Origin of the sequence: Ramlibacter sp. (genome assembly GCF_035548915.1) — a bacterium.
Lineage (GTDB): Bacteria > Pseudomonadota > Gammaproteobacteria > Burkholderiales > Burkholderiaceae_C > Ramlibacter.
Genome location: NZ_DASZSE010000029.1, coordinates 95,131 through 107,276 on the forward strand (window position 1 = coordinate 95,131; position 12,146 = coordinate 107,276).

At 66.5% G+C, this 12,146-nt stretch carries 12 protein-coding genes; 2 read left to right on the forward strand and 10 right to left on the reverse strand.

All coding sequences use genetic code 11. From position 1 onward, the window contains the following. Positions 1–68: 68 nt before the first annotated feature. The 10 genes from VHA82_RS10585 to VHA82_RS10630 are packed head-to-tail and all read right to left on the reverse strand — an operon-like array spanning position 69 to position 10,405. The gene (locus tag VHA82_RS10585) at positions 69–1,031 is read right to left on the reverse strand and encodes a dihydrodipicolinate synthase family protein (protein WP_325543306.1); all 963 of its coding nucleotides are present in this window, start codon (positions 1,029–1,031) and stop codon (positions 69–71) included. A gap of 20 nt (positions 1,032–1,051) precedes the next feature. Further along, positions 1,052–1,537 (reverse strand): RidA family protein, encoded by a 486-nt coding sequence (locus VHA82_RS10590; RefSeq protein WP_325543308.1) that lies wholly within the window; start codon positions 1,535–1,537, stop codon positions 1,052–1,054. Continuing rightward, positions 1,534–2,511 carry an ABC transporter ATP-binding protein gene (locus tag VHA82_RS10595; RefSeq protein ID WP_325543310.1) on the reverse strand — a complete coding sequence of 326 codons (978 nt, stop codon included), beginning with the start codon at positions 2,509–2,511 and terminating at the stop codon, positions 1,534–1,536. Before VHA82_RS10595 ends, VHA82_RS10590 begins: the two co-directional genes overlap by 4 nt. Positions 2,512–2,517: 6 nt before the next feature. Beyond that, entirely contained in the window at positions 2,518–3,507 is a 990-nt protein-coding gene (locus VHA82_RS10600) for an ABC transporter ATP-binding protein (protein ID WP_325543312.1), read from the reverse strand. Continuing rightward, positions 3,504–4,709 (reverse strand): aminotransferase class V-fold PLP-dependent enzyme, encoded by a 1,206-nt coding sequence (locus tag VHA82_RS10605; RefSeq protein ID WP_325543314.1) that lies wholly within the window; start codon positions 4,707–4,709, stop codon positions 3,504–3,506. Before VHA82_RS10605 ends, VHA82_RS10600 begins: the two co-directional genes overlap by 4 nt. A gap of 13 nt (positions 4,710–4,722) precedes the next feature. Next, positions 4,723–5,709, reverse strand: coding sequence for a glutamate cyclase domain-containing protein (locus VHA82_RS10610; RefSeq protein WP_325543316.1), 987 nt, complete (start codon positions 5,707–5,709; stop codon positions 4,723–4,725). 50 nt (positions 5,710–5,759) lie between these two features. After that, the gene (locus VHA82_RS10615; protein WP_325543318.1) at positions 5,760–6,962 is read right to left on the reverse strand and encodes a M20 family metallopeptidase; all 1,203 of its coding nucleotides are present in this window, start codon (positions 6,960–6,962) and stop codon (positions 5,760–5,762) included. Positions 6,963–6,975: 13 nt separating this feature from the next. After that, positions 6,976–7,782: an ABC transporter permease gene (locus VHA82_RS10620; RefSeq protein ID WP_325543320.1), complete on the reverse strand. Its 807-nt coding sequence runs from the start codon at positions 7,780–7,782 to the stop codon at positions 6,976–6,978. After that, a complete protein-coding gene (locus tag VHA82_RS10625; RefSeq protein ID WP_325543322.1) occupies positions 7,782–8,729 on the reverse strand; it encodes an ABC transporter permease in 948 nt (315 codons plus the stop codon). Before VHA82_RS10625 ends, VHA82_RS10620 begins: the two co-directional genes overlap by 1 nt. 8 nt (positions 8,730–8,737) lie before the next feature. Continuing rightward, entirely contained in the window at positions 8,738–10,405 is a 1,668-nt protein-coding gene (locus tag VHA82_RS10630) for an ABC transporter substrate-binding protein (protein ID WP_325543324.1), read from the reverse strand. 41 nt (positions 10,406–10,446) lie between these two features. Here VHA82_RS10630 and VHA82_RS10635 point away from each other — a divergent pair, with 41 nt between their 5' ends. Both VHA82_RS10635 and VHA82_RS10640 read left to right on the forward strand, forming a co-directional pair. Next, positions 10,447–11,328, forward strand: coding sequence for a LysR family transcriptional regulator (locus VHA82_RS10635; protein ID WP_325543326.1), 882 nt, complete (start codon positions 10,447–10,449; stop codon positions 11,326–11,328). A gap of 329 nt (positions 11,329–11,657) precedes the next feature. Next, positions 11,658–12,047, forward strand: coding sequence for a response regulator (locus tag VHA82_RS10640; RefSeq protein ID WP_325543328.1), 390 nt, complete (start codon positions 11,658–11,660; stop codon positions 12,045–12,047). Positions 12,048–12,146 lie beyond the last annotated feature (99 nt).

Below are 12,146 nucleotides of genomic sequence, written 5' to 3' on the forward strand. Positions count from 1 at the left end.
CGTCTTGGTGGGCTGGTCCTTCGACGCGCCCGACATGAACCGGGCCATGCGATTGCCCGGTGGTGAGCCTACGTGTGGCCTACGTGCGAACCTGCGAGGGCATCGTGCAACCTCTCGAATCCCGGCATGCGCAAGCGCAGGGTCGTCAGACTGGCGAGCAGCGCCTGCTTGTCGTGGGGCTCCAGCCCGACCAGCGGTGGCCGCACAGTCCCGAGTGAAGGCATGCCGCCATACTCCGCCACGGCGGCCTTCATCGCGGCAATGAGAGGAAATTTCTGGAACGCCGCGCGCGTCACGTCGAGCGCCGCCTGCTGCCTGTCCGCGTCTGCGTCCCTCCACGACTTGAAAAGCGCGACCATCGGCGCAGGATTCACGTTGCCGGTCGCCGTGATGCATCCCGCCCCGCCACCACGCAACGTGCGCAACAGGAACAACTCGCTGCCGGCGAACACATCGAATCCGACGGGCTGGAATTCGCGCAGCATGCCTTCGGTGTTGCCCCAGTCGCCGGAGCTGTCCTTGATGCCGGCGATGGCACTGGGATAGGCCTTGAGCAGGCGCTCGATCAGCCCGAAGGTGATCGGCACCTGCGCGACCGGGGGAATGTGGTACAGATAGATGCGCAGGCGGTCGTCCGCCACCCGCTCGATCACTTCCGCGTAGTGGCGGAACAGGCCATCTTCCGAGACGCCCTTGTAGTAGAACGGCGGCAACATCAGCACGCCGCCGACGCCGGCGAGCGTGGCGTGTCGCGTGAGTTCCACGGTATCGGACAGCGAACAGCAGCCCGTGCCAGGCATCATGCGAACCGCTGGCAACCCGGCTTCCAGTAGCGCGTCGAGCAGCATCCGGCGTTCGGCCACCGACAGGGAATTGGCCTCCGAGTTGGTACCGAACACGGCGAGGCCGACCCCGCTGTCGAGCAGCCAGCCACAGTGGAAGATGAATGCATCGAGGTCCGGGCTGAGGTCCGCCTTGAACGGCGTCAGCACGGGCGAATAGATTCCGTCGAGCTTGTGCTGGACAGGCATGGCGGGGCTCCTGAATGTGGTTAGGGGAAAGTACCGGGCGCGGAGATCTGGAACACGCCCTCGATCTCGACAGCGACGCCCGAGGGCAGCGAGCCCACGCCCACCGACGAGCGGACGTGCGCGCCCGCCTCGTCGAAGATGCGGTGCAGCAGGTCCGAGGCGCCGTCGACGACCTGGGGGTGATCGGTGAACGATTCGGTCGCGTTGACATAGCCCACAAGCCTGACGCATCGCACGACCCGGTCGAGGTCGCTGCCACACGCGGCACGCAGCTGCGCCAACATGTTCAGCGCCGCCAGTTGCGCCGCGCGCTTTCCGTCGTCGACACCGAACTCGCGTCCGAGCTTGCCGATGAACTTGCGCACTCCGCCCTCGATCGGGACCTGGCCGGCGAGGAACACGAGGTCTCCGACGACGGCCCAGCCGACGTAGGCGCCGGCAGGTTTCGGCGTCTGCGGCAACGCGAGTCCGAGGGAGGCAAGGCGTGATGCGATCTTTCCGGTCATGGAGCTCTCACCTGGCACGCCACCCAATGGCCGGGCCGGATTTCCTTGAGGGTCTGTTCGTTCTTCGAGCAGTCCGGCACGCGCATGTGGCAACGCGTGTGGAAGCGGCAGCCCGAGGGCGGTGTGACGGGGCTCGGCACGTCGCCTTCCAGCAGGATGCGGTTGCGCTTCGACGCGGGATCGGGCACCGGCACCGCGGAAAGCAGAGCCTCCGTGTAGGGATGCCGCGGGTTGCCGTACAGCTCGGCGGCCTGCGCGATCTCCACGATCCTGCCCAGGTACATGACAGCCACACGCGTGGAGACGTGCTCGACGACCGACAGGTCGTGCGCGATGAACAGGTACGTCAGGCCGAACTGGCGCTGCAGGTCGTCGAGCAGGTTCACCACCTGCGCCTGGATCGAAACGTCCAGTGCCGATACGGGTTCGTCCGCGACGATGAGTTTGGGGTTCACCGCCAGCGCGCGCGCGATGCCGATGCGCTGGCGCTGGCCGCCCGAAAATTCATGGGCCCGCCGGTTCAGGTGCTGCGCGCCCAGGCCCACCGTCTCCAGCAATTGCACAACGCGGGCGTCGCGTTCCTTGCGATTCCTGACGAGGCCATGGATTTCGATGCCCTCGCCCACAATCGACGCCACCGTCATCGTCGGGTCGAGCGAGGCGAACGGATCCTGGAAGATCATCTGCATGTCGCGTCGCAGGCGCCGCAGCGGCTCGCCGCGCATTCGCGTCACGTCCTCACCTTCGAGGAGGACGGTACCGGAGGTCGGCTCGATCAATCTCAGGATGGCGCGGCCGGTCGTGGACTTGCCCGACCCGGATTCGCCCACCAGCCCCAGCGTCTCGCCCCTGGCCATGCTGAACGAGACGCCGTCGACAGCATGAACGCGGGCTCCCTTGGAAGCCAGCACGCCGCCTTTGACCGGGAAGTGCTTGGTGAGGTTGCGGACCTCGAGAAAAGGTGTGGGCTCCATCGCCACCTACTCCTGGGCCCAGCAGGCTACCCAGTGGCCCGGGCGCAACTCGCGCAACACCGGATCCTGCTGGTGGCATACGGTCATCGCGCGGCTGCAGCGCCCGGCGAAGCGGCAGCCGGGGGCGATGTCGCCCTCGAGCGTGGGCACCGAGCCGGCAATGGCGCGCAGCGGCACACGCCCGCCCCGGGCGCTCGCGCCCAGGCGCGGGATCGATAGCAGCAGTGCCTGCGTGTAGGGGTGCAGCGGCTGCGCGAACAGGTCTTCCACGCAGGCCTGTTCGACCACCCGAGCGCCGTACATGACGGCAACGCGCCGTGCCGTTTCGGCGACCACGCCCATGTCGTGTGTGATGAGGATGATCGCCATGCCCAGCTCGGCCTGCAGTTCCTTCAGCAGCTCCAGGATCTGCGCCTGCACCGTCACGTCGAGCGCGGTGGTCGGCTCGTCGGCGATGAGCAGCTTGGGGCGGCAAGCGAGCGCCATCGCGATCATCACGCGCTGGCACATCCCGCCGGAGAGCTGGTGTGGATACTCGCGCGCGCGCCGACCCGGATCCGCGATGCGGACCCGACGCAGCATCTCCACGGCCTTGTCCATGGCCTCGCGCCGCCCCATGCCCTCGTGAATCACCAGCGACTCCGCGACCTGCTGGCCGCAGGTGTGGACCGGGTTCAGCGAAGTCATCGGCTCCTGGAAGATCATGGAGATCTCCTTGCCGCGAAGCCTGCGCATCTGCCGCGGCGACAGCGCCGCCAGGTTCACTCCCGCGTACAGCACCTCGCCTTCGACCATCCTCGCCAGCGGCTGGGGCAGCAGCCGCATGATGCTCAACGCCGTCACCGATTTGCCCGATCCCGACTCTCCGATGAGGCCCAGGGTCTCGCTCCTGTCCACGTGCAGGTCAACTCCGTCGACCGCGCGCACGGCACCATTGCCGCCAAAGAAAGTGGTCTTCAGGTTGCGCACGACGAGGAGGGGCTTCGGCTGGTTCATGGCGCCTGCAACTCCGCCAACAGGCGTTGCAACACGATCCGGGCGGTGGCCTGGTCGAGGCTGGCGGGATGCACGAGGATGCCGCCGTCCATCAGCCTCCGCTCGCCCAGGTGGATCGCGGGCCGGCCCTTCTTCATGCGTGCCACCAGCTCATAGGCCGTGAGCGCGGTCTCTTTCGGGTCCAGTTGAACTTCGAGCAGTGGAAACCCCAAGGCCTGGCGCGGCGGCACGAGTGTCGCCTGCACTCGCGCGCAGTTGCGCAGACCCAACTCGATGACGTGCAGCACCTCGAGCCATCGCGCATAGTCGGCCTTGGCGCGCTCGTCCGTGAACAGGCCAAGCGCGACGACCAGACCAACGATCTGTTCCTTGCTCACCTTGAATCCGCGGCCCATCCCGTGGCGCGGCGCGCCGGTCAGCTTGTCCCTCGGGATGAGATCCGGTGGCGGCAGCCAGGTTTCGAACGTGACGTCCATGTCCAGTTGCTGAAGCGCCGCCGATGCGATGAGGTCGCTGCGGCCGGCCAGGATGCCGGTGCCCTGCGGGCCGCGCAAGGCCTTGCCGCCGCTGATCGCGACCAGGTCGGCTCCCTCGGCGATGAAGCGCCTGAGGTTGGACGGCGGCGGCAACTGCCCTGCGGCGTCGACGATGACCGGCACACGGCGCTTGCGCGCAACGGCCGAAACCACGGACAGGGGCGGATAGGCAGACGCGCTGGCGGTGTAGGCGATCGCGGCGGTGTTTTCGGTGATGGCCGCGTCGATTTCCCAGGCCTCGGTTTCCCTGACTCCGACACCCGGGGACCGATCGCTGAACCCGACCTCGACCAGCGTCGCGCCGGCCACGCGGAATGCGTGGTCGTAGGAATTGCGGTGCGAGCGGCAGATCACGATTTCGCTCCGCGGACCGGCGCCGCCGGGCAGCCTGTCCATCTTCACGATATCGAGGCCCGCCATGCAGGCGGCGGCCGCCAGGGTGAGGCCGGCCGAAGCGCCCGACGTGACGAGTCCGGCTTCGCTGCCGCACGCCGATGCGATCGCGCGGCTGGCCATCGCCTGCAATTCGTCGACGGGGACCAGTTCGCAGGCCGCCTCCGACATCGCGTCCCTCACTTCAGGAAGCATGACAGTGCCGCCGAGGCGGGTCAGGGTTCCGGCGGCGTTGATCACGGGAGGCACGCCGAGTCTCTGGTAGATGCTCACGATGCGCCTTTCGTCAGGGCCGCCCGAGGCCACGGTCGACGATGTCACGGCAAAGGTCGACCACAGCCGCATAGCCGGGCCACGGGATGTCGTCCACCGCAAGCTCGGTGTTGTAGTTGACCCCGCCGTCGATGGCGCCGGCGGCCGAACACGCATCGAGCGTGCGCCGGTCGGCCTCCCGCGTGTGCAGGGCGTGACGGTTGCCCGAAACCAGAGCCAACGCGCCTTCGAGCGCGGTGACCGCCCAGTTGGAGCACGTTCCGGTCACGAGGACATCCGTGCCGGTCGCCGCCGCGCTGCCGCCCCCGCACGGACACTTGCATTGGGTCGTCACCGGCACGATCTCGCCCAAATGGCGCTCGAGGATGCCCATCCCGATCTCATTGCCGCCGTCGCCGACGCCGATGGTCAACACCCCGTCGCGGGCGGCTTGCCTGAACAGGTAATCCATGTCGGCGACCGCCTCGTCCGGAATCTTCTGTCCGCCGACCTGGTGGTGCACGCCTCGCCCGTTCTGCCCCGGCCGCTCGATCGCGATGACGGCCGAGGGCCGCAGCCGCGCGAGCAGTTCTTCATGCAGCTTGTGCGCCTCGGGCCGGTCGAAGGGAATGCCGACCACGAAGACGGCCTGGAAGCCCCCCTCGCGCCGCACGTTCTCGAAGTACTCCAGGTCGAGCACGACCATGCCGGCGCCCCTGCAGGTCGCCTCCATCATGGGCACGAACGGCTCGTCGATGACGATGACGGGGAGCGCACCTGTCGCGAGGTGCAGCGAGCGCGCCAGCGTGGCGGCCGCCGGCGGGCCGTCGGTCTCGGCGACTGGGCGCGCGATCCAGGCGCGCTCCGGAAAGCCGGTCGCGATCATCACGGCGTCCGATGGCCGCACAGTCTCGGTGAGCTTGCGCGCGGCAAGCAACGTGAGTGGCCCGCCCTGCTCCTCGAGCGCCGCCTGGTACAGCCGCGGGATCACGTTCTTGCCATAGACGTCGATGTTTGCCACCGCATCGAGTGCATGGCACAGGTGTCGCAGGCGTTCTTCCGCAATGGTCGTCAATTCGAGTCCCCGAGAAAGGCAACGATGGCGCGCTCGTACACCTCCACGCCCATGTGGTAGAGGTCCAGGTCGATGTATTCGTCGGCCGAGTGCGCCACCTCCACGGTGCCCGGCCCGAAGTAGATGGTGGGCACGTGGTGGTCCGTCGCGAGGAACTCGACATCGCCCCAGCCGCGCATCATCTCGATACGCTCGTCGCCCCCAGCGTGCTTGACCGCCTGGCGGAAGGCCTGCACCACCGAGGTCTGCGGGTCGGTGGAAAAAGCCCTCATGCCCCGCTCGACGTGGATGAAGTCGCCCCAGCTGCCGCGCGGGTACGGTTTGCCCTCGTAGTCGAGCCGTTCCTGCGTGGCCTCCACACGGACACCCGGCATCGACACGACCGCCTCGCGGCACAGCGCCTGGATCCGTTCCATGAGCTGCGGCGCGGTCTCGCCGACGAAGTAGCGCACGTCCAGCCAGACGCTGCACAGCTGCGGGACCACCGGCTGCGCGATGCCGCCCCGGATCACCCCTACGTTCACCGCGCGGTCCCGCTTGCCGACGTATTTGACATCGACGCTTTCGGACAACGCGTCGACCACCGCCTTGGTCGCGGCCTGTGCGGCCAGAATCGCGTTGCCGCCCCGGCCCGGCACGCTGCTGTGGCCGTTCGTACCGTAGGCGTCCAGCCGCAGCGGGAGGCTGCCGGTCGCCGCGACGGCCACACGGCAGCCCGTGGGCTCGGCGCACACGACGCCATCGGCATCGGAGTGGTCCTTGGCCATCTGGTAGCCGCCGCACTTGAGCGTCTCCTCCGAGGCGGTGCCAACGATGACGAGCTCCCCGCCGAGCTTGACGCCCCGCCTCTGCAGCCGATCGACCGCGGCCAGAGCCGCAGCGATGCCGCCCTTCATGTCGGTCGTGCCGCGGCCGTAGTAGCGGTTGCCGCGCCGCTCGCCGAGGGGGCTCACCGTCATTCCGTCGAAGGGCACGGTGTCGATGTGGCCGGCAATGCAGAGCTTGGGCTTCGCGGCTCCGAGCGTGCCTTCGACGTTGACTGCGCCGTGCACCCCGGTGCAGGGCCGCAGGGCGGTCTTCAACCCGACCTCGCGCAGCAGGCCTTCGAAGACCTTGACGACGGCCTCCTCGTCACCCGAAACACTCGGCACTGCGACCAGCGTGGTCAGGAAATGTTCGCTTCTGTCTCTGTCGTTCATGAGGGGACCTTGGTTAGTGTTGGCCGGCATCCCTGATGCCGTCGCCCAGAAGGTTCACCGCGAGTACGGTGATGCCGATGAAAAGTCCAGGGAAGAAACTGATCCAGAAGGCCTCGCGCACCAGGTAGCGCGCCTCCGACAGCATGTTTCCCCAGCTCGGTGCCGGAGGGGGCGCTCCTACGCCGAGGAAGCTGAGCGCAGCCTCGTCGAGGATCGCGTAACCGAAGATGAAGCTGCCCAGCACGATGATCTCCGGCAGCGCGTTCGGCAGCACGTGACGCAGGACGATCCGCGTCGAACGGGCACCCAGCGCCAGGGCCGCCTCGACGTACGGCATCTCGCGAATCAGCAGCGCCCTGCTGCGCACCAGCCTGGCCATGCGCGGCGTGTAGACGACGACCAGCGCGAGGATCACGTTCGCCTCGCTCGGCTCGCTGACCGCCATGAGCGCGATGGCCAGGATGACGGCAGGCAACGCCATGAACGCATCGCAGATGCGCATGAGGACCTCGTCGAGGCGGCGCAGATAGCCGGCAGCGAGGCCCATCGTGCCGCCGATGAGGACGGTGAGCAGGGTCGTGATCGCGGCGATTCGCAGGGACTGCTGGCCACCGGCGAGGACCCGTGCCAGCACCTCGCGGCCGAACTGGTCGGTGCCCAGGGGATGCGCCAGTGACGGGGGCTGCAGGCGTTCGGTACTGGCGACGGCGGTGGGAGAAGCCTCGTAGAGCATCGGGCCGAAGACCAGCACCGCTGCGAGCAGCGCGAGCACGGCCAGTGCCAGCTTCGCGGGCAGCCCCAGGCGATTCAGGAAGGCCATCATCCTTGCAGCCGCACCCGTGGGTCGCTCACGGTGTAGAGAAAATCAACGACCAGGTTCACGAGCACGTACCACGCAGCGACGATGAGAAGCGTGCCCTGTACCACAGGGTAGTCACGGCGCACCACGGCGTTCACCAGCAAGCGCCCGACGCCGGGAATCGTGAAGACCGTCTCGATCACGACCGCGCCGCCGAACAGAACGCCCAATGAGACACCCGCCACCGTGAGAAGCGGTATGAGTGAATTGCCGAAGGCGTGGTGCACCACCACGCGAAACTCCGAGACTCCCTTGGCGCGCGCGACGCGCACATAGTCACCGCGCAGGGCCTCCAGCATCGACGCACGGGTCATCCGGGCGATGAGACCCAGCTGCAGGTATCCGAGCGCCAGCGACGGCAGGACCAGCGTGCGCAGCGACCGCCACGGATCGACCCACGGTTCGACGAAGCCGCCCGAGGGCAGGACGGGCCAGCGCACGGACAAGAGATAGATCAGGCAGATGCCCAGCCAGAAGCTGGGGATGGAGAGGCTCAGTGCCGCCAGCGCGGACACCAACCGGTCCACCCAGGAGTCGCGCCAGTACGCGGCAGCCAGCCCCAGCACGACGCCGAAGAACAGCGCGATCGCGAAGGCGGCGAAGGTGAGCGTCAAGCTGGCCGGCAGGCGCTCCAGGATCGCAGCCGTGACTGGCCGTCCGAGATAGATCGACGTGCCCAGGTCGCCGCGGACCACGTGACCCAGCCACGCCAGGTACTGCACCGCGATGGGCCGGTCCAGGCCGTAGGCGGCGCGGAATTCCGCGACGGCCTGGGGCGTGGCGTCCGAACCCAGCATGGTTGCGGAGGGGTCGCCTGGCGCCATCCGGATCAGCGTGAACGCGATGATGGTCACGAGCCACATGACGAAGGCCAGCGCGATGGCGCGCGTTGCCAGGAACCTGGACATGTGGGCTGCTAGCGGTCGGATGCCTTCGACAGCCAGACGTTCCAGAAGCGCGGCGTGGTGTAGAACGGCTCGAAGCCCTGGACCTTGTCGTTGACCGCATCGAATCCGAACACATCACCCTGCTTGATCATCGGGATGTCCTCGTACACGAGATCCTGCACCCGGTCGTACAGCTTCAGTCTCGCCTTGCGGTCGGGCTCCTGCATCGCCTTGTCCAGGAGTGCGTCGACTTCCTTGTTGGCGTACGGCTGGTAGCCGGAGTCGGACTTGAGCACGAAAGTGAAGCCGCCCGGGTCATTGCGGATCGAGAAGGCGTTGTACGAGATGTCCCAGTCGCCGCGCTTCTTGCGGAAGATGTCGATCATCGTGGGGTAGTCGTAAGCCTGCAGCTTCGTGACGAAACCCATCTGACGCAACTGCGACTCCGTGGCCAGTGCGGCGCTGTACATGAACTGGAAGTCGCTGCTCGTGTTGATGCGGATCGGCGTGCCGTCATAGCCGGCCTCTTTCACCAAAGCGCGCGCCTTCGCCATGTTGTTCTCGTTGTATCGGCTGGCTCCCACCGTGGAGTGCCAGAACTGCTCCCTGAAGAAGAAGCTCGGGTCCAGCCTGTACAGCGCCTTGTCGCTGGCCGCCGACAGCATCACGTCCTCCTCGTTCAGGCCGACCTGCACCGCGCGCCGCAGCTTCCAGTTCTTGAGCGGACCCGACTGCGTGTTCAGGTGCATGGCGATCTCGTAGTACGGTTTCAGCACGGCGGACTTCAGCCCCTTGACCGCGTTGATGCGTTTGTAGGATTCCGCGGGCAGGTTCTGCCCGTAGTCGTAATCACCGCTTTCGACGCCCGCGACGCGGCTCGAAGCTTCCGGCACCGGAACGAAGTAGATGTGTTCGATGCAGGCCACTTTGCGCCCGGCGTAGCCGGAAGCTTCGCCTTGCTGCGGAACGTATTGGGCATAGCGTTGCAGATGTACATACCTATCCGGAATCCACTCCACCAGGCGGTAGGGTCCGGTGCCGATCACCGAAGACTGCGGCAACTTTCCCGCAGCGACGCCCGCAATCAGTTTCTTCGGCATGACCGCCATCGCAGGTCCCGGATAGGCCAGCAACGGCAGGAACGCCGCGGACGGCTGGGATAGGGTTATCTGGACGGTGCGCGCGTCGATCGCGCGAGTCGACGCGACATTGGAAAGGTCGGCCTTGCGCGGCGACTGGGCGAGGAAGCGCTCCATGGATGCGACCACGTCATCGGCAGTGAGCGGACTGCCGTCATGGAACTTCACGCCCGAACGCAAGTAAAAGGTGTAGGTCTTGCGGTCGGGACTGATCGTCCAGCGCTCGGCCAACTGCGGGGCGACGTCGTAATTCGCGTCGACCGTGACCAGGCCTTCGTACACGTAGACGCCGATGTCCCTGGCGCTCGCGGCGAAGCTCGTGATGAAGTCGAGTGTTGGCGGCGAGCCCGTCATCGCCGCGCGAACCGTGCCGCCTTGTGTCGGGCACTTGTCGATCGTCGCCGCAGTGGCGACACCCCAGATGCAGAGTGCACCGACGAGGTGCAGCCGCAAGCATTTCGCGATCATGTGGTCTCCAGATGACCAACAGGTCCGTGCGTGAATCCACGTGTCGCCTGCTGTGGAGTTCATGCTACAAAGGGTCTTGCCGGCATCCAAATGAATAGAATGACTGCGCTGAATTCGGAATTGGAATCCACATGGATCTTCGCGGGCTGAGGGCGTTCGTCGAGGTCGTCCGCCAAGGTGGATTTTCGAAAGCGGGCGAAGTGATCTTCGCGACCCAGTCCACTGTCAGCAAAGCGGTCAAGCACCTCGAGGACGAACTCGGTGTCCTGTTGCTGGACCGGCGCGGCCAGCAAGCAAAGCTCACAGCTGCCGGAGAAATTGCGTACCGGCGCGCCTGTTCGATGCTCATCGAGCGCGACGACCTCGTCTCGGAGATCGGTGAACTGCGCGGCCTCAAACGCGGATCGCTCAAGATCGGCTTCTCGGTTGGAAGCAGCATCTTGTTCGCGCCTTTGTTCGCCAGCTACCGCACGAGCCATCCCGGCATCGACGTGCAGTTCGCGATGCACGGCCACAAGCGGCTGAAGGAGTTGCTGCTCTCGGGCGAGCTCGACCTCGCCGCAATGTTGCTTCCGCTTCCCGGGGAGTTGCAATGGCAGGACGTCTACACAGAGCCCCTCGTCGCTCTCATGCACCATGCACACCCACTCGCGGAGCGGCCGAGCGTGACGCTGGAAGACCTCGCGAATTCCTCCTTCGTACTCTTCGAGGAAGACGCCGGCATCAATCGGGTGGTCCTTGACGCGTGCGAGCGCAAGGGTTTCGCCTACAACATCGTCGCGCGCAGCAGGCAGATCGATTTCCTCGTCGAACTGGTGGCGCTGGGGCTTGGCATCGCCTTCCTTCCCCGCATGTTGCTCGAGCGCCGCCATCACCCCCTGGTGCGGTTCGCCATACTGGACGAGCCCAGGACGGAGTGGCATATCGCCCTGGCTTGGCGGCGTGACGGCTACCTGTCCCATGCAGCGCGGGCGTGGCTCGACATGGCCAGAGAGGCGCGCCGCGGCGGCTGAGCCGCATTCGCCAGTTCGGATCGCACCCGAGCAATGAGGGTCAACCCGCCCTGGCCGGTGTGCGCGCCGTATAGATTTGCAGCAATGCAACAGCGCAACAGCAACGGATCGTATCGCGCCGCCGGGCAACCGCTAACGCCGCCTGTGGGCCACCGGTGGCGACGCCAGCCTGCACGCTCGACTTCCCATGGATGAGAAGGGTCGTGTGCGGATGCGGTAGGACCCATCCCACGCGCGGGGCATTGCGCGCCTACAGACACAGCCGCATCATGCACATCCAATGTGACAGGACGCTGCGGCAGCAGATGGATCGATGGAGGAAGTTTCCTGTGATTTCCGTGATGATGATCGAGGACTCGCGCGAGATCCTCGCACTGGTTGCCGACTTGCTCGAACAGGCGGGCCCGTACGAAGTGATCGGCAACGCCGCAACCGAAGGCGAAGGCACGAACTGGCTGCAGGAAAACCCCGGCCGCTGGGACATGGCCATCATCGACCTCGTGCTGCGCGACGGCTCGGGCTTCAACCTCATCCGCCGCTATCGGGCGGCCAACGAGCATGCCCGCATCCTCGTGCTCAGCGACTACGCGACGCCGAACATCAAGGTGCGCTGCGTGGAGTTCGGTGCGGACGCGGTCTTCACCAAAGCCGACATCGAAGGCTTCGTGAACTACCTGTCGAACCTGCGCCCGCCCACGCAACCGATCGCCGCGCATTGATGCGCGGCACACCCCCCGATGCGCGGCGCGAATGCGGTAACACGCGAACGGGCGCATCCATTCCAGCGCGGGGGGCGGGACCTCTCCCGTTGACAGCGG

Excerpts from the sequence above, each read along its gene's own strand:
- VHA82_RS10620 (WP_325543320.1), bottom strand. The coding sequence starts at position 7,782 with ATGGCCTTCCTGAATCGCCTGGGGCTGCCCGCGAAGCTGGCACTGGCC.
- VHA82_RS10635 (WP_325543326.1), top strand. The coding sequence starts at position 10,447 with ATGGATCTTCGCGGGCTGAGGGCGTTCGTCGAGGTCGTCCGCCAAGGT.
- VHA82_RS10595 (WP_325543310.1), bottom strand. The coding sequence starts at position 2,511 with ATGGAGCCCACACCTTTTCTCGAGGTCCGCAACCTCACCAAGCACTTC.
- VHA82_RS10585 (WP_325543306.1), bottom strand. The coding sequence starts at position 1,031 with ATGCCTGTCCAGCACAAGCTCGACGGAATCTATTCGCCCGTGCTGACG.
- VHA82_RS10625 (WP_325543322.1), bottom strand. The coding sequence starts at position 8,729 with ATGTCCAGGTTCCTGGCAACGCGCGCCATCGCGCTGGCCTTCGTCATG.
- VHA82_RS10590 (WP_325543308.1), bottom strand. The coding sequence starts at position 1,537 with ATGACCGGAAAGATCGCATCACGCCTTGCCTCCCTCGGACTCGCGTTG.
- VHA82_RS10600 (WP_325543312.1), bottom strand. The coding sequence starts at position 3,507 with ATGAACCAGCCGAAGCCCCTCCTCGTCGTGCGCAACCTGAAGACCACT.
- VHA82_RS10615 (WP_325543318.1), bottom strand. The coding sequence starts at position 6,962 with ATGAACGACAGAGACAGAAGCGAACATTTCCTGACCACGCTGGTCGCA.